At 72.6% G+C, this 23715-nt stretch carries 25 protein-coding genes and 1 tRNA gene; 11 read left to right on the top strand and 15 right to left on the bottom strand.

Going from position 1 to position 23715, the window contains the following annotated elements; all coding sequences use genetic code 11:
• Window positions 1-3 precede the first annotated feature (3 nt).
• Window positions 4-1791, top strand: a complete 1788-nt coding sequence (locus tag B5D80_RS09825; protein ID WP_088643499.1) for an ABC transporter ATP-binding protein — start codon at window positions 4-6, stop codon at window positions 1789-1791.
• Here B5D80_RS09825 and B5D80_RS09820 read toward each other — a convergent pair.
• Window positions 1782-2066, bottom strand: coding sequence for a hypothetical protein (locus tag B5D80_RS09820; protein WP_088643498.1), 285 nt, complete (start codon window positions 2064-2066; stop codon window positions 1782-1784). The genes B5D80_RS09825 and B5D80_RS09820 overlap by 10 nt on opposite strands.
• 423 nt (window positions 2067-2489) lie before the next feature.
• On the opposite strand from B5D80_RS09820, the gene B5D80_RS09810 reads away from it, so the two are divergent.
• From B5D80_RS09810 to B5D80_RS09795, 4 genes are read left to right on the top strand one after another with little or no spacing between them, the layout of a single operon-like run.
• Window positions 2490-2681, top strand: coding sequence for a hypothetical protein (locus B5D80_RS09810; protein ID WP_088643496.1), 192 nt, complete (start codon window positions 2490-2492; stop codon window positions 2679-2681).
• A gap of 52 nt (window positions 2682-2733) precedes the next feature.
• Window positions 2734-3390, top strand: coding sequence for an HAD family hydrolase (locus B5D80_RS09805; RefSeq protein ID WP_088643495.1), 657 nt, complete (start codon window positions 2734-2736; stop codon window positions 3388-3390).
• A gap of 41 nt (window positions 3391-3431) precedes the next feature.
• Complete coding sequence (locus B5D80_RS09800) at window positions 3432-4568, top strand: glutathione-independent formaldehyde dehydrogenase (RefSeq protein WP_088643494.1); 1137 nt, start codon at window positions 3432-3434, stop codon at window positions 4566-4568.
• 9 nt (window positions 4569-4577) lie between these two features.
• Complete coding sequence (locus B5D80_RS09795) at window positions 4578-5591, top strand: NADPH:quinone reductase (RefSeq protein WP_088643493.1); 1014 nt, start codon at window positions 4578-4580, stop codon at window positions 5589-5591.
• Window positions 5592-5771: 180 nt separating this feature from the next.
• Here the strand turns inward: B5D80_RS09795 and B5D80_RS09790 are convergent, their stop codons facing one another.
• Complete coding sequence (locus B5D80_RS09790; protein WP_088643492.1) at window positions 5772-7421, bottom strand: fatty acid--CoA ligase; 1650 nt, start codon at window positions 7419-7421, stop codon at window positions 5772-5774.
• An 84-nt stretch (window positions 7422-7505) separates the two neighbouring features.
• On the opposite strand from B5D80_RS09790, the gene B5D80_RS09785 reads away from it, so the two are divergent.
• Window positions 7506-7997: an NUDIX domain-containing protein gene (locus tag B5D80_RS09785; protein ID WP_088643491.1), complete on the top strand. Its 492-nt coding sequence runs from the start codon at window positions 7506-7508 to the stop codon at window positions 7995-7997.
• Between the two features lie 189 nt (window positions 7998-8186).
• On the opposite strand, the gene B5D80_RS09780 is transcribed toward B5D80_RS09785, so the two are convergent.
• The gene (locus B5D80_RS09780; RefSeq protein WP_088643490.1) at window positions 8187-9860 is read right to left on the bottom strand and encodes an MDR family MFS transporter; all 1674 of its coding nucleotides are present in this window, start codon (window positions 9858-9860) and stop codon (window positions 8187-8189) included.
• A gap of 109 nt (window positions 9861-9969) precedes the next feature.
• Window positions 9970-10518 carry a type 1 glutamine amidotransferase domain-containing protein gene (locus B5D80_RS09775; RefSeq protein ID WP_088643489.1) on the bottom strand — a complete coding sequence of 183 codons (549 nt, stop codon included), beginning with the start codon at window positions 10516-10518 and terminating at the stop codon, window positions 9970-9972.
• Between the two features lie 121 nt (window positions 10519-10639).
• On the opposite strand from B5D80_RS09775, the gene rfaE2 reads away from it, so the two are divergent.
• Both rfaE2 and B5D80_RS09765 read left to right on the top strand, forming a co-directional pair.
• A complete protein-coding gene (gene rfaE2 / locus B5D80_RS09770) occupies window positions 10640-12523 on the top strand; it encodes a D-glycero-beta-D-manno-heptose 1-phosphate adenylyltransferase (RefSeq protein WP_088643565.1) in 1884 nt (627 codons plus the stop codon).
• A complete protein-coding gene (locus tag B5D80_RS09765; RefSeq protein ID WP_088643488.1) occupies window positions 12520-13392 on the top strand; it encodes a glycosyltransferase family 2 protein in 873 nt (290 codons plus the stop codon). The genes rfaE2 and B5D80_RS09765 overlap by 4 nt, the downstream gene beginning before the upstream one ends.
• Window positions 13393-13457: 65 nt before the next feature.
• Here the strand turns inward: B5D80_RS09765 and B5D80_RS09760 are convergent, their stop codons facing one another.
• The 3 genes from B5D80_RS09760 to B5D80_RS09750 are packed head-to-tail and all read right to left on the bottom strand — an operon-like array spanning window position 13458 to window position 15635.
• Window positions 13458-14585, bottom strand: a complete 1128-nt coding sequence (locus B5D80_RS09760; protein WP_088643564.1) for a glycosyltransferase family 9 protein — start codon at window positions 14583-14585, stop codon at window positions 13458-13460.
• Between the two features lie 7 nt (window positions 14586-14592).
• Entirely contained in the window at window positions 14593-15078 is a 486-nt protein-coding gene (locus tag B5D80_RS09755; protein WP_357757853.1) for an Hsp20/alpha crystallin family protein, read from the bottom strand.
• A gap of 50 nt (window positions 15079-15128) precedes the next feature.
• Window positions 15129-15635 carry a DUF2231 domain-containing protein gene (locus B5D80_RS09750; protein WP_088643486.1) on the bottom strand — a complete coding sequence of 169 codons (507 nt, stop codon included), beginning with the start codon at window positions 15633-15635 and terminating at the stop codon, window positions 15129-15131.
• A 147-nt stretch (window positions 15636-15782) separates the two neighbouring features.
• On the opposite strand from B5D80_RS09750, the gene B5D80_RS09745 reads away from it, so the two are divergent.
• Window positions 15783-16403: a pyridoxamine 5'-phosphate oxidase family protein gene (locus B5D80_RS09745; RefSeq protein ID WP_088643485.1), complete on the top strand. Its 621-nt coding sequence runs from the start codon at window positions 15783-15785 to the stop codon at window positions 16401-16403.
• A 30-nt stretch (window positions 16404-16433) separates the two neighbouring features.
• Here the strand turns inward: B5D80_RS09745 and B5D80_RS09740 are convergent, their stop codons facing one another.
• The 6 genes from B5D80_RS09740 to B5D80_RS09715 all read right to left on the bottom strand — a co-directional run bounded on the left by B5D80_RS09740 (window position 16434) and on the right by B5D80_RS09715 (window position 20092).
• Window positions 16434-17021: an HAD family hydrolase gene (locus B5D80_RS09740; protein ID WP_281253450.1), complete on the bottom strand. Its 588-nt coding sequence runs from the start codon at window positions 17019-17021 to the stop codon at window positions 16434-16436.
• Between the two features lie 245 nt (window positions 17022-17266).
• Window positions 17267-18028 (bottom strand): ABC transporter permease, encoded by a 762-nt coding sequence (locus B5D80_RS09735; RefSeq protein ID WP_281253449.1) that lies wholly within the window; start codon window positions 18026-18028, stop codon window positions 17267-17269.
• A 2-nt stretch (window positions 18029-18030) separates the two neighbouring features.
• A complete protein-coding gene (locus tag B5D80_RS09730) occupies window positions 18031-18792 on the bottom strand; it encodes an ABC transporter ATP-binding protein (protein WP_088643484.1) in 762 nt (253 codons plus the stop codon).
• A 313-nt stretch (window positions 18793-19105) separates the two neighbouring features.
• Window positions 19106-19411, bottom strand: coding sequence for a DUF1048 domain-containing protein (locus B5D80_RS09725; RefSeq protein WP_088643483.1), 306 nt, complete (start codon window positions 19409-19411; stop codon window positions 19106-19108).
• A 1-nt stretch (window position 19412) separates the two neighbouring features.
• Window positions 19413-19769, bottom strand: coding sequence for a DUF1048 domain-containing protein (locus B5D80_RS09720; protein ID WP_088643482.1), 357 nt, complete (start codon window positions 19767-19769; stop codon window positions 19413-19415).
• Window positions 19766-20092: a PadR family transcriptional regulator gene (locus B5D80_RS09715; protein ID WP_088643481.1), complete on the bottom strand. Its 327-nt coding sequence runs from the start codon at window positions 20090-20092 to the stop codon at window positions 19766-19768. The genes B5D80_RS09720 and B5D80_RS09715 overlap by 4 nt, the downstream gene beginning before the upstream one ends.
• Window positions 20093-20344: 252 nt before the next feature.
• On the opposite strand from B5D80_RS09715, the gene B5D80_RS09710 reads away from it, so the two are divergent.
• Complete coding sequence (locus B5D80_RS09710; protein WP_088643480.1) at window positions 20345-20548, top strand: hypothetical protein; 204 nt, start codon at window positions 20345-20347, stop codon at window positions 20546-20548.
• Between the two features lie 131 nt (window positions 20549-20679).
• On the opposite strand, the gene B5D80_RS09705 is transcribed toward B5D80_RS09710, so the two are convergent.
• Window positions 20680-20753: transfer RNA gene (locus tag B5D80_RS09705), tRNA-Thr, on the bottom strand.
• Between the two features lie 111 nt (window positions 20754-20864).
• Here B5D80_RS09705 and B5D80_RS09700 point away from each other — a divergent pair.
• Complete coding sequence (locus B5D80_RS09700; RefSeq protein WP_245854399.1) at window positions 20865-22628, top strand: metallophosphoesterase family protein; 1764 nt, start codon at window positions 20865-20867, stop codon at window positions 22626-22628.
• A 157-nt stretch (window positions 22629-22785) separates the two neighbouring features.
• Here the strand turns inward: B5D80_RS09700 and B5D80_RS09695 are convergent, their stop codons facing one another.
• Window positions 22786-23646: a PSP1 domain-containing protein gene (locus B5D80_RS09695; RefSeq protein ID WP_088643479.1), complete on the bottom strand. Its 861-nt coding sequence runs from the start codon at window positions 23644-23646 to the stop codon at window positions 22786-22788.
• Window positions 23647-23715 lie beyond the last annotated feature (69 nt).

Raw genomic sequence — 23715 nt, 5'->3', positions numbered from 1 at the left:
GCGATGCTGCGGGCGATCACCGGGCTGCTGCGGCTGTCGTGGCGGCAGGACCGGCGCAAGATGGCCGTGGCGCTGGCGTTGATGGTGGGCAACGCGGTGGCGGTGCCGGCGAGCGCGGTGGCGCTCAAGCACCTCACCAACGCGGCGGCGGCCGGCCGGGCCGGGGCGGCGGCCTGGGCGGGGCTGGCCGTCGCGGTGGCCGCGATCGCGGCGCTGACCTGCGCGCACTTCGCCCACATCGGGTACTTCGAGGTGTCCGAGCTGAACGTGCTCAGCACCGACGAGCAGCTCATCGAGATCAGCAACGGCACCCCGTACCTGGACCACCACGAGCGGCCCGAGCACGCCGACCGGATGGCGTTGGCCCAGGACGAGCTGCAACGCATCGGCGAGGGCCTCCAGGCGCTGCTGACCGGCGGGTCGCTGGCGGTCGGCCTGCTGCTGACCACCGTGCTACTCACCCTGACCCATCCGGCGCTGGTGCTGCTGCCGCTGCTGGCCGCGCTGCCGGTGCTGGCCGGTCGCCGGGCCGAGGCCGCCGCCGACCGGGCCCGTGCGGACAGCGTCGTCGACACCCGGCAGGCCCGGCACCTGTTCGAGCTGACCACCACCGCGGCCTCGGCCAAGGAGCTGCGCCTGCTGGGCCTGGTGGGGCATCTCCAGCAGCGCTACGCCACGCACTGGCAGCGCGCCACCGCCCGGCTGTGGCGCGGTGAGCTGGCCGCCGGCCTGTGGCGCGCCGCCGGGCAGGCCGTGTTCGCCCTCGGCTACGTCGCCGCCCTGGTCCTGGTCGTCCGCGACGCCGTACGCGGTCGGGCGGACGTCGGCGACGTGGTGTTGGCGATCATGCTCGCCTCGCAGCTCAACCACCAGGTCGCCGCCGCCGTGACGATCACCCAGCAGTTGGCGCGCAGCGGCCGGTCCCTGCAACGCCTGGACGAGGTGCGTGAGCTGGTGCCGCAGCCGGTCGTCGCGCCCGACGCGCCCGCCACGCCGCTGCTCCCGCCCGCGCGCCTGCTGGAGGGCATCCGGTTGCGGCAGGTCACCTTCACCTACCCGGGCGCGGCGGAACCGGTGCTGCGCGACGTCGACCTGCTGCTGCCCGCCGGCAGCACCGTGGCGGTCGTGGGCGAGAACGGCGCGGGCAAGACCACGCTGGTCAAGCTGCTCAACCGGTTCTACGAGCCCGACCGGGGCGCGATCCTGGTCGACGGGGTCGACCTGCGGCACCTGGACCTGGCCGCCTGGCGGGCGCGGACCACCGCCGCGTTCCAGGACTACGCGCGGCCGGAGCTGACCGCCCGGCTGGCGGTCGGCATCGGGGACCTGCCCCGGGCCACCGACGACGACGCGGTCCGCACCGGCCTGGCCCGCGCGCACAGCGAGGTCGCCGACAAGCTGCCGTACGGGCTGGACACCCGGCTGGGGCGCAGTCACGCCGACGGCGGGGTGGACGCCTCCGGCGGGCAGTGGCAGCAGTTGGCGCTCGGCCGGGCGATGATGCGCGACGCCCCGCTGCTGATGGTGCTGGACGAGCCGGCGTCGGCGCTGGACGCCGAGGCCGAGCACCGGTTGTTCGCCAGGTACGCCGACGGGGCGGCCCGGGTCGCCGCCGACAGCGGCGGGGTGACGGTGTTCGTTTCGCACCGCTTCTCGACGGTCCGCACCGCCGACCTGATCATCGTGATCGGCGACGGCGGGGTACGCGAGGTGGGCACCCACGACGAGCTGATCCGCCTCGGCGGCGTCTACGCCACCCTCTACGGCACCCAGGCCGCGGCCTACCGCTGAGTTCGGGGCCGCACGGTCGAGCCGGACCGCCGCTGCTGCCCGACCGGAACGGGGACGGTCCGGCGGTGGACGACCAGACCCGCCGGCTGCACGAAGATCGACCGTCGGGCCACCGCGTCGCCCCTGTCGTCCAGTTGGTAGACGTCGAGCCAGCACCACCCGTCGTAGGTGATCCAGTCCAGCACCCGGATGACCCGGCACCGGATGGGCTTGACGAACTGCACGCTGGCAGCCCGGCCCACCTGGATCAGGTCACCCGCGCGGAGTGTGGTCATCGCAGGTCCCTCACCCGCCGCCTCAGCACGTCGGGTCTGATCACGACCCACCACCCGGCCATCGCCTTCGGTTGATCACCAATCGGCGGTTCGACTGGTTGGTCCTGGGCAGCCAACCGAGGAATCTGCGGTGGAGAGCGCCGGCCGGAGCCCAGCCCATGTCGTGTGTGGCGGACACCAGATGCGCGCCCATGTAGAGGGCGAGGGACGCAGGAGCGCGGTCGTACTCCGCGAGCAGTTCCCGGCGGCGGGTGGGACACGGCCAGGGCGAATTACAGCCGGCACACATCCAGACAGGCAGAACAGGTCCGTGGCTCGTCATCGGTCCACCACATCACACGGAGTTGTACATAGGCAACCCCCAAGGGGATTGCCTTGCCCGCTACCCCCTAATGCAAGTCCGCCAGACCATAGCGTCAGGTCGTGGAGTTGCTCGGGCTGGATGAGATCCGCGACCTGCTTGGCGGGATCAGCAAGCAGCGCGCCACGATCATCGTGGGCCGCAAGGGCTTCCCCGATCCCCTGGTCACCCTGAAGATGGGGCGCGTCTGGGAGGGCAAGGCCGTCCGGGCGTGGATCGCCACGAACCGCCCCAGTCCCGCCGACGAGGACTGATCCCGCCGGGGCCACCACCCGACCGCCGGGCGGGGTCGGGGAGGATGGCGGGGTGACGGTGGATGCGGTGGTGTTCGACCTGGACGGCGTGATCGTGGACTCGGAGCCGGTCTGGGAGGAGGTGCGCCGGGCGTACGTGGCGGCGCGGGGCGGCACCTGGCAGCCCGACACCCAGCGCCGGCTGATGGGGATGAGCACCGGCGAATGGGCCGAGTACCTCAGCGGTGAGCTGGGCGTCGACCGCAGCGCCGAGCAGGTCGCCGTGGACGTGGTCGAGGAGATGGCCCGGCGGTACGCGGTGCGCGTACCGCTGATCGACGACGCCGACCTGGTGGTGCGCCGGCTGGCCGCGCGCTGGCCGCTGGGGCTGGCCAGTTCCTCGCCGACCCGGCTGATCGCGGCGGCGCTGACCGCCGCGGACCTCACCGCCGAGTTCCGGGTGACCCTGTCGACCGAGCGGACCGCCCGGGGCAAGCCCGCGCCCGACGTCTACCTGGCCGTCGCCGAGCGGCTCGGGGTCGACCCGGCCCGGTGTGCCGCCGTGGAGGACTCCTCCAACGGGGTCCGCTCGGCCGCCGCCGCCGGGATGCGGGTGATCGCGGTGCCGCACGGGTTGTACCCGCTGGACCCGGACGCGGCGGACCTGGCCGCGACGGTGCTCTCCTCGGTGCACGACCTCACCCCTGAGGTGGTCGACCGGCTCGGCTGAACCGCCTCCGCGACCCGGCCGGGCCGCCTAGCGTCGGACCCATGAGAGCTGTGGTTTACCAGGGGCCGCACGAGGTGACGGTCGAGCAGGTCGAGGACCCGCGCATCGAGCACCCCGACGACGTCGTCGTGCAGATCACCACGACCGCGATCTGTGGCTCGGACCTGCACATGTACGAGGGGCGCACGCTCGCCGAGCCGGGCATCGTCTTCGGCCACGAGAACATGGGCACGGTGGTCGAGGCCGGCACCGGGGTACGCGGGATCAGGGTCGGCGACCGGGTGTCGATGCCGTTCAACGTGGCGTGCGGGTACTGCCGCAACTGCCGGGAGCAGAAGACCGGCTTCTGCCTCACCGTCAACCCCGGCTTCGCCGGTGGTGCGTACGGCTACGTGGCGATGGGGCCGTACCGGGGTGGGCAGGCGGAGTACCTGCGGGTGCCGTTCGCCGACTTCAACTGCCTGAAGCTGCCGCCCGGCACCGAGCACGAGAACGACTACGCGATGCTCGCCGACATCTTCCCCACCGGCTACCACGGGGTGGCGATGACCGGGCTACGGCCGGGCGAGAACATCACCGTGATGGGTGGCGGGCCGGTCGGGCTGATGGCGGCGTACTCGGCGATCCTGATGGGTGCCGCCGAGGTGTTCCTGGTGGACCGGGTGCCGGACCGGCTGCGGCTGGCCGAGTCGATCGGGGCGACCCCGATCGACTTCTCGGCCGGCGACCCGGTCGCCCAGATCCTCGACCGGACCGACGGGGTGGGCACCGACCACGGGGTGGACGCGGTCGGCTACCAGGCCACCGGGGCCGGTGGCGCGGAGCAGCCGGCGGCGGTGCTGAACAGCCTGGTCGAGGTGGTCCGGGCGACCGGTGCGATCGGCGTGGTCGGCCTCTACCTGGCCAACGACCCGGGTGCGCCGGACGAGCACTCCGGCAGGGGTGAGCTGCTGTTCAAGGTGGGCAAGCTGTTCGAGAAGGGCCTGCGGATGGGCACCGGGCAGGCCAACGTGAAGACCTACAACGAGTACCTGCGAAACCTGATCATGGCGGGGCGGGCCACGCCGAGCTTCGTGGTGAGCAAGGAGTTGCCGTTGGACGCGGCACCGGACGCGTACCAGCGTTTCGACCGCCGCGAGGCGGGCTACTCGAAGGTGGTGCTCAAACCGGCGGCCTGAGGAGACGGCATGCAGACGATCGTGTACGAACGCACCGGTGACCCGTCGGTGCTCCGGCTGGTCGACCGGCCGGTGCCCGAGCCGGGGCCGGGGGAGGTGCTGGTCCGGCTGGCGGTGGCCGGGGTGAACCCGACCGACTGGAAGAGCCGCCGGCAGCAGCCGCTACCGGTCGGCTGGCAGACCCCGGGGCAGGACGGGGCGGGCGTGGTGGAGGCGGTCGGCGCGGGGGTCGACCAGGGTCTGACCGGGGAACGGGTGTGGATCTGGGAGGCCGCCTGGCAGCGCCCGTGGGGTACGGCCGCCGAGTACACGGTGGTGCCGGTCCGGCAGGTGGTGCCGCTGGGGGACGCCTCCTTCGATCTGGGGGCGTGCCTGGGCATCCCGTTCCTCACCGCACACCGCTGCCTGACCGTCGGGGAGTACATGCCGGACACCCTGCACGCCGGGGCGCTCAGCGACCACGTGGTGCTGGTGCAGGGTGGGGCGGGTGCGGTGGGCAACGCGGCGATCCAGTTGGCCCGCTGGGCCGACGCCTGTGTCATCGCGACGGTGAGCAGCCCGGAGAAGGCGCAGTTGGCGGCGGCGGCCGGGGCGTCCTTCGTGGTCGACTACCGGGAGCAGGACGTGGTCGACGAGGTCCGCAAGCTCTCGCCCGACGGGGTGCACACGATCGTGGAGGTCTCCGCCGCCCGTAACGCGGCCACCGACGTGCAGGTGCTGCGGCCCGGTGGGGCGGTCTGCGTCTACGCCGACGACGGTGGCGGCGAGGTGACCCTGCCGATCCGGCCGTTGATGGCCCCGAACGCCCGCTGGCAGTTCGTGCTGGTCTACACCGCGCCGAAGGCGGCCAAGGCGCAGGCGGTGACCGACGTGGCGGCGGCGGTCGCCCAGGGGGCGGTACGGGTGGGCGCGGAGGCCGGCCTGCCGCTGCACCGCTTCGGCTTGGCGCAGGCCGCCGACGCGCACCGGGCGGTGGAGGACGCGGTGGTGGGGAAGGTGCTGATCGACACCACCGGGCAGTAATTCCGAGGACATTTCGCAATCACCCGGACAGAAGCGAGTAATTCTCGCAACAATGACATGGCGGGTCACCCGCGAGGAAGGGCGGCCCCGGCGCGGTGCGAACGCCGGGGCCGCCCCGTGGGGAGGGATGTTTCAGGAGTAACGTCCCTACCCCTATCGGCGACGAAGCGCCGAAAAGTGTTACGGCCCCGCCAGCTCCCGTACCTCCAGGTCGCCGGCGGCGTACCGCGAACGCACCACCTTCTTGTCGAACTTGCCGACGCTGGTCCTGGGCACCGCGTCGATGACCGCCCAGCGTTCCGGTAGCTGCCAGTGTGCCACCGAACCGGCCAGGAACGCACGGAGCTGCTCCACACTGGTCGACGCGCCCTCGCGGACCACCACGGTGGCCAGTGGACGCTCACCCCAGCGCTGGTCCGGCACCCCCACCACACAGGCCTCCTGCACGTCCGGGTGGGCCATCAACGCGTTCTCCAGCTCCACCGAGGAGATCCACTCCCCACCGGATTTGATCACGTCCTTGGCCCGGTCGGTGAGGGTGATGAACCCGTCCGGCGAAAGCGTGCCGACGTCACCCGTACGCAGCCAGCCGTCGCGGAACTTCTCCGGGTCGGGGGCGTCGTCGCCGACGTACCGGGCGGTCACCCACGGGCCGCGTACCTCCAACTCGCCCACGGACGCCCCGTCGGCGGGCAGCGGCTCGCCCAGCGGCCCGACGATCCGGGCGGCCACGCCGGCCGGCACCCGCCCCTGCGTGTACCGGTACCGCCAGGCGTCGTCGCCGGTCACCCCGGCCGGCGCCCGGGACACCGACCCCAGCGGGGACATCTCGGTCATCCCCCAGGCGTGGATCACCTCGATGCCGTGCCGCTCGGCGAACGCGTGCATCAGCGCGGGCGGGCAGGCCGAACCGCCGACGATCACCTCCTTGAGCGACGAGGTGTCCACGTCGTGGGCGTCCAGGTGGGCCAGCAGGTCGTTCCAGATGGTCGGCACCGCGCCGGCCAGGGTGGGCCGCTCGGCGGCGATCATCTCGGCGATCGGCTCGGCCTGGAGGAACCGGTCCGGCATGATCAGCGACGCGCCGGAGAGGAACGCCGCGTACGGCAGCCCCCAGGACATCGCGTGGAACATCGGCACGATGGCCAACTCCCGGTCGCCCGGCCCGAGCCCGAACCCCTCCGGCAGGCACACCTGCAACGAGTGCAGGTAGATCGACCGGTGCGAGTAGGCGACGCCCTTGGGATGACCGGTGGTGCCGGAGGTGTAGCAGAGCGCGGCGGCGTCCCGCTCGTCGACCTCGGGCCAGTCGTAGTGCTCGGGCCGGCCGGCCAGCAGGTCGTCCCAGTGGTGGAAGGTGACCAGGTCACCGGCGACCGCCCGCAGCGGCCCGGGGTCGCCCCCGCCGACCACCACCACGTGCCGCACCGTGGTCAGCTCGCCGAGCACCCGGGCCAGCAGCGGGATGAGCGTCGAGTCGACAAGCACCACCCGGTCCTGCGCGTGGTTGGCGATGTAGGTGACCTGGTCGGGAAAGAGCCGGATGTTCAGGGTGTGCAGCACCGCGCCCATGCTCGGCACGGCGAAGTACGCCACCAGGTGCTCGGTGTTGTTCCACATGAAGGTGGCGACCCGCTCGTCGCCGGTCACCCCGCACTCGTCGCGCAGCGCGTGGGCCAGCCGGGCCGCCGTCCGCCCCACCTCGGCGTACGACATCCGGCGCGGCCCGGCACCCGTCCAGGTGACCACCTCGGCCGTGCCGTGCACGGTGACGCCGTGTTCGAGGATCCGGGCGACCTGGAGCGGGGCGTCCATCATCGTGCTACGCATGGGTGACAAGCTAGTGTCGCCGGTCACACGTTGGGAACCCCCGGAACGTCCGAGCGTTACCGAGATGCTGCGTAGATTGTCCGGGTGAGTATCTCCTGGGCCGACTCGTACGTGGGACAACTACGCGCCCTGGCCGGTGACCGGACGCTGATGTTCGTCGGCGCCCGCGCCGTGGTGCGCGACGACGCCGGGCGGGTGCTGCTGATCCGCCGCTCCGACAACGGCCAGTGGGCGCTGCCGGCGGGCGCGATGGAACTCGGCGAGTCGATCGCCGACTGCGCGGTGCGGGAGGTACGCGAGGAGACCGGCCTGCGCGCCCTGCGGGTCAGCGCCTTCGCCCTCTACACCGGCCCGGACCGCACCCACACCAACATGTACGGCCACACCTACCAGATCTTCACCACCGCGTTCCGGGTCGACGAGTGGGACGGCGAGCTGGCCCGGGTCACCGACGAGACGACCGACGCCGCCTTCCTGCACCCGCACGAGTTCCCCGCCCCGCTCTCCCTCTCGGTCCCGGAAACCCTCGCCGACCTCGACGTCTTCGCCCAGACCAACCGCCTCATCCTGAAGTAGCCCCCCGACCCCGGGCCGACCTCCCCGCTGAGTGCCCACCTCCCGCCGCCACCCGACTCCGCCGCCCTTTTCGCCCCTTTTCCCTCCGGTGATCAAGAGGTTTGCGTCAGAAATCGCGCGGAGGCTGACGCAAACCTCTTGATCACCGGGGCAGGGCCGGGCGGGCCGGGCCGGGCCGGGCCGGGCCGGTCAGAGCATGGTTTGGGACTTGGCGTTGAGGTCGGCGGCGGCTTCCTCCCTGGACTCCCGGGTCAGGGGCTTGCCGCCGGGGGCGGGAGCCCTACCACCGAGCGGGTCGGTGCCGCCGGTCGCGCCCTGCGGGCCGGCACCCCGGAGCTGGTCGTTCGGCAGGGCCAGGGTGACCAGCACGGCGAGCAGCGCGATCAGGCCGGTGGTCAGGAACACCAGGTGCAACGCGTCGACGAAGGACGCCTGGATGGCCGCCCGGACCGGGCCGGGCAGGGCCAGGATCGTCGCCGGGTCGTTGATCGAGATGTTCGTGCCGCTGCCCGCCACCGCCGCCCGCTGCTCGGGCGGGAGCTGGGCGATCGCGCCGGGCAGCCGGTCGGCCAGGCCACCGGCGAGCCGGGAGGAGAGCACCGCGCCCAGGATGGCCACCCCGAACGAGCCGCCCAGCGACCGGAAGAACGTCGCCGAGGAGGTCGCCGCGCCCAGGTTCCGTACGTCCACCGCGTTCTGCACGCCGAGGATGAGCGACTGCATGCACAGGCCCAGCCCGACGCCGATGACCACCATGTAGCCGAACGCCGCCCAGAGCGAGCTGTCCACCTGGAGCCGGGTGAACAGCAGCATGCCGGCGACCAGCACCACCGAACCGGCCACCGGGAACCACTTGTACCTGCCGATCCGGCTCATCGCCCGACCGGTCACGATCGAGGTGACGATGATGCCGGCCATCATCGGCAGCATCAGCAGACCACTGCGGGTGGGCGAGGCGCCCTTGACGATCTGGAGGTAGAGCGGGATGAAGATGATCGACCCGAACATCACCAGACCGAGCACGAAGCCCGCCGAGTTGGCCAGCGCGAACGTCGCCGAGCGGAACAGCCCCAGCGGCAGGATCGGCTCGCCGACCCGGGCCTCCTGGAGCACGAACGCCACCCCGAGCACCGCGCCCGCCACGAACAGCCCGACGATCGTCGCCGAACCCCAGGCGTACGAGTTGCCGCCCCAGCTCAGCGCCAGCAGCAACGCGCTCACCCCGGCGACCAGCAGCGCCGCGCCCAGCCAGTCCACGGTGTGCTCCCGCCGCTCGAACGGGATCAACCGCAGCACGTGGTAGCAGACCACGATCGCCAGCAGCGCCAGCGGCACGTTCAGATAGAAGATCCACCGCCAGTTGGTCTCGGCGAAGTAGCCGCCGACCAGCGGGCCGGCCACCGAGGAGACACCGAAGACCGCCCCGAACAGCCCCTGGTAGCGACCACGCTCCCGGGGTGACACCACGTCCGAGATGATGGTGAACGCCAACGTCATCAGGCCACCCGCACCGATGCCCTGCACCCCCCGGGTGACGATCAGCTGGGTCATGTCCTGCGACAGGCCGGCCAGCAGCGAGCCGAGCAGGAACGTGCCGATCGAGAAGAGGAAGACCGGGCGGCGGCCGTACAGGTCGGCCATCTTGCCGTAGAGCGGGGTGGAGGCGGTCGAGGCGAGCAGGTAGGCGGTCACCACCCACGAGTAGTGGTCGATCCCGCCCAACTCGCCGACGATGGTGGGCAACGCCGTACCGACGATGGTCTGGTCGAGCGCGGCCAGCAGCATGCCGGTCATCAGGCCGAACATCAACAGGCGGAGCTGGCGGGCCTGGAGCACCGGCTGGCCGTGGGTCTGGGCGGTCATCCCGCCTTCTTTCCCGCTCCCCCGCGAACATGCCTGCGGGCCGGGGAAACCTGCCCCGGACCCACCGACGGGCACGCGGGCGGACCCCGCGTGCCCGTCGCGGGACGGCTCAGTCGCCGGCGGCGAACCGGTCGACGATCGCGGCGCAGAACGCCGGCAGGTCGTCGGGCTTACGGCTGCTGACCAGGTTGCCGTCGGTCACCACCTGCTCGTCGACCCAGGTCGCGCCGGCGTTGGTCAGGTCGGTACGCAGGCTCGGCCAGCTGGTGATCCGGCGGCCCGCCACCACACCCGCCTCGACCAGCGTCCACGGGCCGTGACAGATCACCCCGACCGGCTTCCCGGCGGTGAAGAACGCCTTCACGAACCGGACCGCGTCCGGGTCGGTACGCAGGAAGTCCGGGTTGGCCACCCCACCGGGCAGCACCAGCGCGTCGTAACGGTCGGCGTCCGCGTCGGCCGCCGTCACCGCCACGTCGTACGTCTTGCCCTGGTCGAGGTGGTTGAAGGCCTGGATGCTGCCAGGCTTGAGCGACACCAGCTCGGCGGTCGCGCCCGCCTTCTCGACCGCCTCACGCGGCTGCACGTACTCGACCTCCTCCACGCCGTCGGTGGCGAGGAACGCGATCCGCTTGCCCTGCAATGTCGTGGCTGCCATGTCGGTTTTCCCCTCTCCGGATACCTCTGTCGGTTCCCGGGGCGCGGGGTGCGAAACGTGACCCAGGTCGCCGGCCAGGGCGGAGGGTTTGGCCTGGTCGGGGCGGGGGACCCCGGTGGGCATGGCAGGAGCAGCAGCGGAACAGCGCCGGCTCGCCACCGTCGTGGAGAGCTGGCGGGAACGCGCCGTCCTCGTCGTCGGCGACGCCATGCTCGACGAGTGGCGCTTCGCCGAGTCGGAGCGGCTGTGCCGGGAGGCCCCCGCGCCGATCCTCACCCTGCGCCGACGGATCACCGCCGCCGGTGGGGCCGCGAACACCGCGGTCAACGTCGCCACCCTCGGCGGGCGGGCCCTGCTCGTCGCCCCGGTCGGCGCGGACGTGGCCGGCGACGAGCTGCACGACTGCCTGGACCGGGCCGGCGTCTGGGACCGTACGGTCAGCGAACCCCACCGGCCGACGCCGGTGAAACGCCGGATGCTCGCCGGCAACCAGATCCTGCTCCGCGAGGACTCCGGCGACCCGGACGACCCGCTCGACGACGACGGGGTCGGGCGGCTGCTCACCGCCCTGAGCTGCGCCACCGAGGAACTGCGGGCGGTGGCCGGCGGGCTCGCGCCCACGCTGGTGGTCTGCGACTACGGCCTCGGCGCGCTGCCCGCCCCGGTACGCGCCTGGCTGGTCGCCCACCGGCACCGGTACGCCACCGTCGCCCTGGACGCCCACGACCTCGCCGACTGGCGGGGGCTGAACCCGACGGTGGTCACCCCCAGTTTCGCCGAGGCGACCCGGCTGCTGGCCCGCGCCGCCGCCGGCTTCGGCGCGCCACCCGCCCCGGCCCGTACCGGCGGCACCGGCCTGCACCTGGACCACCCGCCCAACGATCCGGCGGACGGGCCGTCGGAGCTGGTCGTGGGCACCGCCCCGGGTGGCGTCGGCCGGGCCACCGGCCCGACCGGGGAGCCGACCCCGGGCGAGGGGCGGGTCGCGATGACCGGGGACGGGCTGAGCGTGACCGGGGCCGGGGTGACCGTCAACGCCACCGTCGGCGAGGGGGTCGACCGGGCCGGGCTGGCGCAGGCGCGGCTGGCCGAGTTGCGGGCGCACACCGGCGCGGACGTGGTCGCGGTGACCCTGGACACCGAGGGCGCCATCGTCGGCGGCCCGGACGGCGCGCCCCGGCGCAGCCACAGCACCCCCGTCCCGGCCAGTCACGCCGTCGGAGCGGGCGACGCGTACCTGGCGGCGATGACCCTCGCGCTGGCCGCCGGGGCGCCGCTGCCGACCGCCGCCCAACTGGCCCAGCTCGCCGCCACCATCACCGTCTCCGACACCGGCACCTGCGTGTGCCGCCGGGAGGACCTGCTCGGCGCGCTCGGTGGCACGTCCGGCGGCGGCACCCATCCGACGCTGGTCGGCACCGGCGAGCTGGACGCGATCGTCGCCGACCACCGGCGGTCCGGCCGGTCCGTGGTGTTCACCAACGGCTGCTTCGACGTGCTGCACCCGGGGCACGTGCGCTACCTGGAACAGGCCCGCGCGCTCGGCGACCTGCTGGTGGTGGCGGTCAACTCCGACTCCAGCGTCCGCCGGCTCAAGGGGGCCGACCGGCCGGTCAACCCGGTGGAGGACCGAATCGCCCTGCTCGCCGCGCTGTCCTGCGTGGACCACGTGGTGGTCTTCGAGGAGGACTCGCCGGCCGACCTGATCGAGGCGGTGCGCCCCGACGTGTACGTCAAGGGCGGCGACTACCCGCCGGAGATGGTCCCGGAAGCGCCCCTGGTGCGCCGGCTCGGCGGTCAGGTGCGCACCCTCGGCTACGTGCCGGACCGGTCCACCTCGGCGATCATCGACCGGATCCGGGCCCAGGCCGACGCCGCCCCGGCCACCGCCGACGCGCCGGCCGATCCGGTACGACCCGCCGCCGGTCCGCCGACGGCACCCGGCCCGGCTTCCACCCCGGCCACCCCGATCCCGACCGCCGAACACCTGGGCAGGACCACGTGAACCGACCGCTCGACCTCGGCTCGGCCGGGGAGTTCCGCCGACCCCGTCGGCTCGACGTGCTGATCCCCACCCGCAACCGGCCGGCCGAACTGGCGGTCACCCTGTCCGGGCTGGCCGCCCAGGTCGAGGTCCCCGACTTCGGGGTGGTGGTCAGCGACCAGTCCGACCACGACCCGGCGTACGCGCACCCGGCGGCGGCCACCATGGTCCGGGCCTTGCGCCACCGGGGGCACCCGGTGCTGCTCACCCGGCGGCTGCCCCGGCGCGGACTGGCCGAACACCGGGCGTACCTGCTGGACCGGTCGGTGGCCCGGTACGTGCTCTGCCTCGACGACGACGTCTGGCTCGAACCGGGCACCCTGCACCGGCTGGTCACCGCGATCGGGGAGCTGGGCTGCGGGTTCGTCGGCAACGCCGTGCACGGCCTGTCGTACGCCGACGACGTCCGCCCGGAGACGCACCGGCACTACGAGGAGTGGGACGGGCCGGTGGTGCCGGAACGGGTCCGCCCCGACACCCCGCAGTGGCAGCGGGCCGCCATCCACCCGGCCGCGAACCTGCTGCACGTCCAGCAGAAGCTGGGCCTGCCGGCGGGGGCGTGGCGGGCGTACAAGGTCTCCTGGATCGGCGGTTGCGTGCTCTACGACCGGGCGGCACTGGTCGACGCGGGCGGCTTCGAGTTCTGGCGGCGGGTGCCGGCGAACCACCAGGGCGAGGACGTCGCCGCCCAGCTCGCGGTGCTGGCCCGGTACGGCGGCGCGGGTGTGCTGCCCAGCGGCGCGTACCACCTGGAGTCGCCGACCACGGTGACCGACCGTGACGTCGAGGCGTGGCAGGTCGTCGCCGCCGACACCCCGCAGCCGGCCTGAGCGTGCCGGTCCCGGCCACCGACCCGCCGGGGTCCGTGGACCGGCGTGACCGCCCGGCCGGGCCGTCAGCCGGCGGCGCTGCCCGGTTCGGGGCGGAGCAGGTCGGCGGCGGCTTCGAGCACCTCGGCCACCGGCACGTCGGCGACGAACGAGTCCCGGTGCGGGCAGTTGCCGTCGCCGGGCCGGTGCGGATAGATCCCGGGCGTGCAGTCGACCCCGCAGACCGGGCAGCGCGTCGTCCAGGCGGCGATCGGGCGGTGCCGGGCGCGTAGCGGTGTCGCCCCGTTGATCATGTTGCCGACCCAGTAGACGCCCACCGTCGGGGCCCCCACCGCGCCGGCCAGGTGCAGCGGGCCGGTGTCGTTGGAGACCACCAGCGCACAGCCGGCGTACGCGGCGGCCAGCCCGCCGAGGCTGAGCGTGCCGACCTGGGGACGGACCGGCACCCCGGCCGCCGCGACCACCTCGTCCACCACCGCCCGCTCGGCGGGGGTGCCGGTGACCAGCACCTCGTACCCGTCGTCGTGCAGCGCCCGCGCCACCTCGGCGAACCGCCGCGCCGGCCAGCGCCGCCGGGTGTCGGTCGCCCCCGGGTGCAGCGCCACCCGCGCCCGCTCCGGGTCGCCCAGCACCGCCCGCGCCTGCGCCCGGTCCGCGTCGGTCACCGTGAGCGTCGGTACGACGGTGACCGCGTCCGCCCCGACCAGGCCCACCACCTCCAGGTAGCGGGTCACCTCGGGCTGGTAGTAGACGTAGCGGAGCCAGCGGTCCAGCGGTGGGGCGTCCTCGGCGCGCAGGCCGGCGGTGACCCGGGCCCCCAACCGGCTCATCACCGGATTCGAGTTGGCCCCGCCGCCGTGCACCTGCAACGCCAGGTCGTAGCCCTCCCGGGCGGCGTCGGCCAGGAACTCGTCGAGCGACCCGGGCGGCTCGTCGGGGCCGGGCTCGCGGATGCCGGGGGCCGGCGGGACGACCAGCACCCGGTCGACCGGGCCGGGCCGGTCCCGCCAGAACGCCGCGTGCCAGGGCGCGCCGAACAGCACGATCTCCGCCGCCGGGTACGCCGCCCGCAGCGACTCCAGGGCGGGCAGCAGGAAGATGAGGTCGCCTAGCGCGTTGGCCCGCAGCACGGCGATCCGGGTCACGTCGGGCACCCGCTCCCCCAGCGGGCCCCCCAGGACGGGGCTGGTCACCGGGGGTCTACGGCCGGTCGAGGGGGTCGACGGCGGCACCCGGATGGTGCAGTTCCCGGTCCGCCGCCGGGTCCACGCCGGTGGGCGTACCGGTGCGGGTGGGACCGGGCGGGTAGCCGGTGCGGCCGACGGTGATGGTGCGCGGCGCGGGCCGTGCCGCCCGGGGTAGGTGCACCCGGAGCAGTCCGTGGTCCATCACCGCGTCGATGGCGTCGGGGTCTACCCGGGACGGCAGGTCCACCCGGTATTCGAAGCCCCGGGTCTCGAACCCGCCGGGGATGCCCTGGTCGGCGTTGACCTCGGCCTCGGACCGGGCCCGGACGCAGAGTTCCCGGTCGTCCAGTTCGACGGCGACCTCCTCCGGCGCCACCCCGGGCAGCCGGACGACCACCTGCCAGCCGTCGGCGACCTCGGTCAGCTCGACGTCGGGCGACGCGCCCCGGCCGCCGACCAGCCGGCTCAGCTCGGCGCGTAGCGCCTGGAGTTCACCCATCGGGTCCCAACCCTGCTGACGGCCGCGCCAGCCCCGGCCCGACTGCTCGCTCACCGCACCTCCCGCACCGGCCGGCTGGCCGCGGCGGACCGCAACGAGCTGGGGGCGTCCAGGCCGGCGTCGGAGTCGACCCCCACCCCCAGCCGGTCGACCAGTTCCCCGCCGAGCCAGGCACTGACCCCGAGGATGGCCAGGCCGACCACCTCGATGGCGATCAGCGCGCCGCCGGCCGCCCGGGAGTCGGCGTTCAACCGGACCGCCCAGACGGCGGCGAAGAGCAGGATCACCGCGACGTTCGCCGCCGCGTGGGTGAGCGCCACCCGCTTGGCCCGGGTGCCGGCCGGGATGGCCAGCAGGTCGAACGCGCCGGCCCCCGCCGCCAGCAGGCCACCGACCAGGCCGACGGTGATGTTCCAGTACGCCACCTCGGCGAGGAAGTCGGGCCCGCCGACCGTGTCGACGATGTCGAAGAGGGTGCCGGTGACCAGCAACGCCACCGGGAACATCACCAGCATCGGGTGCACCGGGTGCCCGAGCACCTTCAGTCGGCTCTCCATGGCGGCCCCTCCACTGCGTCGTCGCGGGCGGACGGAGCCGGTACCCGCCGTCCGGGGCGGACCCGCTCGCCACGCCCGCCTAGGCTGACGTACGGCGGCCGGTGTGCCACCGCCCGCCACCGGGACCAACGGACGGGGGAGGCGGACGTGACGGCGGAGATCACCTCGCACGAGGAGTTACGCGCGCTGCTGGGGGCACCGATGCCCCGGGCGGCGGCCAAGGAACGCACCGTGCTGCACGAACGGGACCGGCAGTGGCTGGCCGCCTCGCCGTTCTGCCTGGTCGCCACGGCCGGCGTGGACGGCAGCTGCGACGTCTCCCCCAAGGGCGACCCGGCCGGCTTCGCGCTGGTGCTCGACGACCGGACGATCGCCATCCCGGAGCGGCCGGGCAACCGGCGCGCCGACGGCTACCGCAACATCCTCGACAACCCGCACGTCGGGCTGATCTTCCTGATCCCGGGCCGGACGGACACCCTGCGGATCAACGGCCGGGCGAAGCTGGTGAGCGACGCGCCCTACTTCGACGACATGCTGGTCAAGGGGCACCGGCCGGTGCTCGCCGTCGAGGTGGCCGTCGAGCAGATCTTCTACCACTGCGGGAAGGCGTTCATGCGCTCCGAGCTGTGGCAGCCGGAGACCTGGCAGCCGGACGCGCTGCCGTCGCGGGCCCGGCTGGCCAAGGAGGTGGAGACGCTGACCGAGAGCCTGGCCGACCTGGAGCACTACTACGGCCCGACGTACGCGGAGAAGCTCTACCGGGGGTGACGACCGGGGCGCCCCCCGCCCGGCCGGGGTTCAGCGTTGCCAGGGTGGCGGGACCCGGACCGAGGCCATGCCCGCCGCCGTCGCCGCCGCGACCCCCAGGTCGGTGTCCTCGAACACCAGGCACCGCTCCGGCGGTACGTCGAGCAGCCGGGCCGCCATCAGGTAGCACTCCGGGTCCGGCTTGGCCCGTGCGTAGTCCTCCGCGCAGACCAGCACGTCGAACCGGTCGAGCAGGCCGAGCGCGGTCAGCGAGGCGGTCACCGACTCGCGGGTGCTGCCGGACACCACGGCGAACGGCACCTGCCGGTGTGCCCGTTCGATGTGCGCCAGCACCCCCGGCACGGCGGTGAGCTGCGGCAGGAAGCTCTGGTAGGCGTCCTCCCGGCGACGGGCCACCACGTCGACCGGCATCGCCAGCCCGTGCCGCGCGTTGAGGTCGACGACGATGTCGGCCACCGGCCGGCCGCCCCAGGCGTAGAAGAGGTCCTCCGGCAGGTCGCAGCCCCACTCGTCGAGCGCCGCCCGCCAGGCCAGGTGGTGCACCGGCATGGAGTCGACGATGGTGCCGTCGCAGTCGAACAGGTAGGCCCGGAAGTCGCCGGGCGGCAGGGGCAGCACGGGCCCAGGATAGCCACGGCGGGAACGTGCCTCCGGTGGCCGGCGCTCCTGCGGGCCGCCTGATGGGCGGCGCTCCCGCCGGGCGGGTCGTCGGCGACGCTGCGCCGGCTCCGGGGTTCGGCGGCGGCTCCCGTCCCGGTGACCCCAACCGGGACGAGAGCCCAGGTCGGGTGACCTGGGCTCTCCCACCGGGCCGCCGGACGGGGGCGGACCGTCGAACGCGTGCGACCGGGCGGGACCCGGGTTCAGGCGATCCTGCGGCGGTAGGCGGCCATCGCGAACGCGTAGGCGACGACGAGGATCGCCGAGCACCAGGCGAGCGCGAGCCAGATGTCGTTGCCGACCGGCTGTTGCCCGAACAGTGCCCGGATGGCGTCGACGATCGCGGTGACCGGCTGGTTCTCGGCGAAGGCCCGCAGTGGGCCGGGCATCGTCGCGGTGGGGACGAACGCCGAACTGACGAACGGCAGGAAGACGAGCGGGTACGAGAAGGCGGACGCCCCGTCCGGGGTGGACGCGGTCAGGCCGGGGATCACCGCGAGCCAGGTCAACGCGAGTGTGAACAACGTGAGCACGCCCGCCACGGCGAGCCAGGCCAGCAGCCCGGCGGAGGAGCGGAAGCCGATCACCACTCCGACGCCGATGATGACCGCCACGGAGATCGCGTTGGACACCAGCGAGGTCAGCACGTGCCCCCACAGCACCGACGACCGGGCGATCGGCATCGAGTGGAACCGCTCGAAGATGCCGCTCTTCATGTCCATGAACAGCCGGAATCCCGTGTACGAGATGCCGCTGGCGATCGCGATCAGCAGGATGCCGGGCATCAGGTAGTTGGTGTAGTTGTCGGTGTCGGCCTGGATCGCGCCACCGAACACGAATCGGAACAGCAGCAGGAACGCGATCGGCATGATCGTGACGGTGATGATGGTGTCGAGGCTGCGGGTCACGTGCTTGATCGAGCGGTCGAGCATCACCGCGGTGTCACCGAGGACGTGTCTGGTCACGGTCAGGCCTGCTTTCCGACGACGGAGAGGAACACTTCCTCGAGGGTGGGCTGCTGTTCGACGTGCTCGACCCTGGCTGGTGGCAGCAGTTTTCGCAGCTCCGCCAGGGTGCCGGAGACGATGATCGTGCCCTCGTGCAGGATCGCGATCCGGTCGGCGAGCTTCTCGGCCTCTTCCAGGTACTGCGTGGTCAGCAGCACCGTCGTCCCGCCGCGGGCGAGCTTCCGGATCTCGTGCCACACCTCGATCCGGCCCTCGGGATCGAGGCCGGTGGTCGGCTCGTCGAGGAAGATGACCGGAGGGTCGCCGATGAGGCTCATCGCGATGTCGAGCCGGCGGCGCATGCCCCCCGAGTAGCTTCCGACGCGACGCCCGCCGGCGTCGGCCAGTCCGAACCGGTCGAGCAGGTCGTCCGCGGTCCCGCGCGGGTCGCCCAACCGGCGCAGCCGGCCAACCATGATCAGGTTCTCCCGGCCGGTCAGGATCTCGTCGACGGCGGCGAACTGCCCGGTCAGGCTGATCGATTCGCGTACCCGCAGCGGCTCGGACCCGACGTCGAAGCCGTGCACGCTCGCCGTACCGGCGTCCGGTCTGAGCAGGGTGGACAGGATGCGTACGACGGTGGTCTTGCCGGCGCCGTTCGAGCCGAGCAGCGCGAAGATACTGCCGCGCGCCACCTCGAAGTCGACGCCCCTGAGCACGGATCGTTTCTGGTAGGACTTGCGCAGTCCGTTGACCCGGATCGCCGGGCTGGCTGTCGCCATGTGCCGCCTCCTGTACGTGAGCGTGGGTCATCACCGGGCGGGCGTCGTCGACGCCGTCCGTGACGGGGGTACGTGGGTGACCGACGGACGGGCCGGCGGCTCGTCCGTGGCTGGTCAGGCGTGGATCAGATGTCGAGGTCCTCGATCGTCGGTGCGGGCACGGCGTCGGGAACCAGCGTGTGGAGTTCGGCCGGGACGATCTCGCGCAGCGCGTCCAGGTCGTCGGCGATGCGCGGGCCGGAGTCGGCGGGGATGCGGGTCCGGGGCCGGTCGGCGCTCCGGCCGTGCGTTGCCGGTCCGCTCCATCTCGGTGTTACCGGTCGCGGGACTCCTGGTAAAGGTCCGCGAAGGTGCGCGAGTCCTTGATCAGTTCGTCGCAGAAGGCCGCGACGTCGGTGCCGGTGACCTCCAGGACGCCCTTGCCGGCCGCGACGCCCTCCTCGAAGAAGTCGACGATTCCCGGAAGCAGATCACCGTCGAGCAGACCGGTCGGCCCGACCTTGAACAGGTAGCGCTGCATCTCCTGGTAGACGATCCGGTAGTCGGGCGGGAGGGCCTTGACCCGGGCGGCGTGCGCCCGCCACTGCTTCTTGCCCTCGATGATGTCCCTGATGCTCACGTCAGCCTCCCAGCCGGGCCAGTTTGCGTGCGACGTTCCGGTTCAACTGCTCCCGCCACCGGTCGCGGTAGTTGCCGGCTCCCGCTCCACCGGCCAGTGCCGTCGCGAAGCCGGCGACGTCGTCGCCGAGCACCTCGTCGATGCTCTGCCCGTCGGCCGCCGCCTCCTCCAGCAGCCCGAGCGCGGCATCGGCGAGAGGGGTCAGGTTGCGACCCGTGAAGCTTCCGTACGGGTAGAGATGAGCGACGATCTGTTTCCATGCGGCCCGATAATCGGCCGGTAGCGCCCGCGCCCGACCGTCGAACGCTTTCCACTCCCGGGTCAGATCACTGCCCGTGATGGTCTCCCAGAAGTTCATGCCCCATCCTCCCTGAGCTTGTCGATCCGTGAGGAGACGTACTGCCACTTCGTCCAGAACGTCGCAAGCTCCCTGCGCCCGGCGTCGTTGAGCGTGTAGAACTTGCGCGGCGGGCCCACCTCGGACGGCCGCTTCGCCACCTGGACGAGCCTGTTGCGCTCCAGACGCAGCAGGATGGTGTACACCGTGCCGTCGATGACGTCGGTGAAGCCGAGTTCGTTGAGCCGGCGCGTGATGGCGTACCCGTAGGTCTCCTCGCGGCTGATGAGTTCGAGCACGCAACCTTCGAGCGTGCCCTTCAGCATCTCTGTCAGATCCTCCACCGCAGCCCCCTCCAGCCGGTATTCGGTATCACCGGGTACCGGTATACCGTAGCACCGAGTACCGGTAGGCGGTAGTACCGAGTACCGGGGATCTCCGCCGACCGGGAGCGGGGCGGAGCACACCACCTCGGCCACGCCCGCCCGCCGCTTCCCGAGCAATCGAGCCTGAGCAGGAGTTCTCGAACGTGTGGGCAACGGCGGACCAGGCACCCGTGCAGTCACCCTCCGGCCACCGCTACCTAGACTGGCCGCATGAGGCAGGCGATCAAGGATCTGACCTACTCCGAGCACTCCGAGTGGTTCAGCCTGGGCCCGCTGGCGGTTGCCGTCCTGGCGGGCGTCCGCGCTCTGGTCGCCGACGAGCCCTTCGCCCGCTGGGCATGGACCACCATCGCCGTTCTCATGCTGATCCTCTGCGCCGTCTACGTCGTCTGGACGAAGAAGAAGCGCTCCTGAGACCCGGATGGCGGGCGGCTACAGCCGTGGCCGGGTCGGATCCACCGCAACGGGCACGCTGGTGTCGACGGCAACACAAAGGCCCCGCAACCCCGGCATTTCGCCTGGTCACGGGGCCTTTCGGTTACCCGAGCCGCCTGACGGAATCGAACCGTCGACCTACGCATTACGAGTGCGTCGCTCTAGCCGACTGAGCTAAGGCGGCAACGACCGCCAAGTGTACGGTACGACCCCCGGCGGGACCGAGGGGGTTCCCCGCCGGAAGACCCGGACATCAAGGGACATCCGTGTCGGGCGGGACGGCTAGGCTGCCCGGGTGAGCGACGACCCCGCCACCCCCGAGCGCCCCGCCACCCCCGACGGTCCCGAGACCGACCCGGACGCCGAGCACGCCCCCGGTGAGCGGGCCGTCCGCAGGCCACGCGGCACCGATCCGGTGGAGCTGGGTTTCACGCCCCGCAAACCGGTCCCCTGGCTGGCACCGATCCTGCTGATCAGCACCGGCATCCGCACCCTGCTGGCGATGCTGTTCGGGGCGTACCTGGACAAGCGGGAGCTGCAGAACGCGCTCGACGCCAGGATCGGCACGCAGATCGGCCCGGACGGTGGGCTCTGGCTGGACTACGTGGCCGACCTGGGCGACGGCTTCGACGCCACGTACTCGGTGGCGTACCTGCTGGCCCAGTCGGAGCTGACCGTGGACGGGCACCGGCTGCCCCGGGCGCAGACCCTGGTGATGGGCGGCGACCAGGTCTACCCGTCGGCGGCCTACGAGGCGTACGAGGACCGGTGCAAGGGGCCGTACCAGGCGGCGCTGCCGGTGGCCCCGCCGCAGCGGCCGATGCTGTTCGCCGTGCCCGGCAACCATGACTGGTACGACGGGCTGACCGCGTTCCTGCGGCTGTTCGTCCGCTCCCGGGACCGCAACTTCGGCGGCTGGGGCACCGGCCAGTCCCGGTCGTACTTCGCGGTGGAACTGCCGGCCGGGTGGTGGCTGCTCGGCCTGGACGACCAGTCGGGGTCCTACCTGGACGACCCGCAACTGTCGTACTTCGACGAGGTCGCCCGCCGACTCGGCCCGGAGTCCCGGGTGATCCTGGCGGTGCCGGCGCCGACCTGGGTGAAGTCCGTCGACCATCCCACCGCGTACGACTCGATCGACTACTTCGTCCGGACGATCATCGCGCCCACCGGCGCGCACGTGCGGCTGCTGGTCTCCGGCGACCTGCACCACTACGCCCGGTACGCCGGCCCGGAACGGCAGTTGATCACCTGCGGCGGGGGCGGGGCGTACCTGTATCCGACGCACACCCTGCCCGAGCGGATCGAGGTGCCGCCGAAGGACACCCTGTCCCGCCGGGCCAGCCGCACCCGCGCGTACGACCTGGTGGCCCGGTTCCCGGACGCGGCCCGCTCCCGGCGCTACGGCTGGGGGATCTTCCACCGGCTGCCCCGACGCAACCCGGGTTTCGGGACCCTGCTCGGCACCCTGCACACGCTGTTGATGCTCGCCATGGCCGGGGTCGCGGCGAACCGGACCGGCACCGAGCAGCGGCTGTTCAGCGTGCCGCTGGTGATCATGTTGGGGGTGACACTGCTCGGCGCGGCCTTCTTCGCCAAGCCGCCCAGCGCGGGCGGGAAACGGCACGTCCGGCACTGGCTGCTCGGCATCGGCCACGGCCTGGCGCACGTGGCACTAGCGGTCGCCGGCACCTGGGCCTGGCTGCACCTGCCGTTCTACCACTGGCCGTGGCCGCTGCCGGCGGTCGCCGCCGCAGTGGTCTACGGTCCGGTGATCGGGCTGGTCGCCACCCAACTGGTGGCCGGATACCTGCTGGTGGCGGGGGCCTTCGGGGTCAACGTCAACGAACTCTTCGCCGGGCAGGGCATCGAGGACTCGAAGTCGTTCCTGCGGATGCGCATCGACCCGGACGGCACGTTGACCGTCTATCCGATCGCCGTCGACCGGGTCTGCCACGACTGGCAGCTCAACCCCGACCAGTCCCCGACCGCCTCCTGGCTGACCCCCCGCACCCCGCTGACCCCCCGCCTCGCCGAACCCCCGGTAACCCTCACCTGACCGCCCCCACCACAGCCCACCCCACCCGCCGCCCGCCCGCCCGCCCGTCGATGTTGATCAAGAGGTTTGCGTCACGTGCCGCGCCCACATTGACGCAAACCTCTTGATCAACCCGGACGGGCGGGGGTGGGTGGGTCGTGAGTGACGCCCGGGAGGGTCAGGGGGTGGGAATTCCGGGGCCGGTCGGTTCACGGCTCTCGTAGGCGCTCCGGGAGCCACAGACATCCGCGCGGGAACACATCGACCGCGAGCCGTCGGCATCCAGGCGGACGGTCACCGCGTCCCTCGGGACGCTGTGGCCCACCACCCGACCGTCCCCCTCGGGCGTGCTGACCCGGCTGCCGATCGCCGGGGCGGACTCGGTGAACCTGGCGTACAACGGGTGCTCGTACTTGAGGCAGCACATCAGCCGGCCGCAGGCGCCCGAGATCCGTAGCGGGTTCAGCGGGAGGTCCTGGTCCTTGGCCATCCGGATGGTCACCGGCTCGAAGTCGTTGAGGAAGGTGGCGCAGCACAGGTCCCGGCCACAGGAACCGATGCCACCCTGCACCCGCGCCGAGTCCCGGGCGGAGAGCTGCCGCAGCTCCACCCGGCAGTGCAGGGTCGCACCCAGGTCCCGGACCAGCGAGCGGAAGTCCACCCGGTGCGGGGCGGTGAAGTAGACGGTCGTCCGGTCCCCGGCACCCTCGGCGGCGGCGAGGACGTGGTCCACCGCGACCACCTTCATCGGCAGGCCGTGCTCCCGGATCAGCCGCTTCGCCGCCACCTTCGCCTCGGCCTTGCGCCGCCGCAGCAGTTCGTCGCGGCGCAGGTCGTCGTCGCCGGCCATCCCGGCCAGCTTCGGGAAGCCGTCGGTCTCCTCGGAGACCCACTGCGCCGCCCAGACGCACTCCGCCACCTCGGGGCCGTCGTCGGTGGGGACGAGCACCCGGTCACCGACCTGCGGGCTGAACTCCCCCGGGTCGAGGTAGTAGAGCCGCCCGTACCGGTTGAAGCTGACCGCGCAGAGCATGCCCATGCCATCAGCCTACGACGGATCGACGGAACCGGTCCGGGCGCGACGGGCGGGCCCCCTGCCGGGGCGGTC

The organism is Micromonospora wenchangensis, assembly GCF_002210435.1.
Classification (GTDB): domain Bacteria; phylum Actinomycetota; class Actinomycetes; order Mycobacteriales; family Micromonosporaceae; genus Micromonospora; species Micromonospora wenchangensis.
The sequence above is the reverse complement of the archived record's forward strand: the minus strand, read 5'-3'. Positions and strand labels throughout refer to the sequence as shown.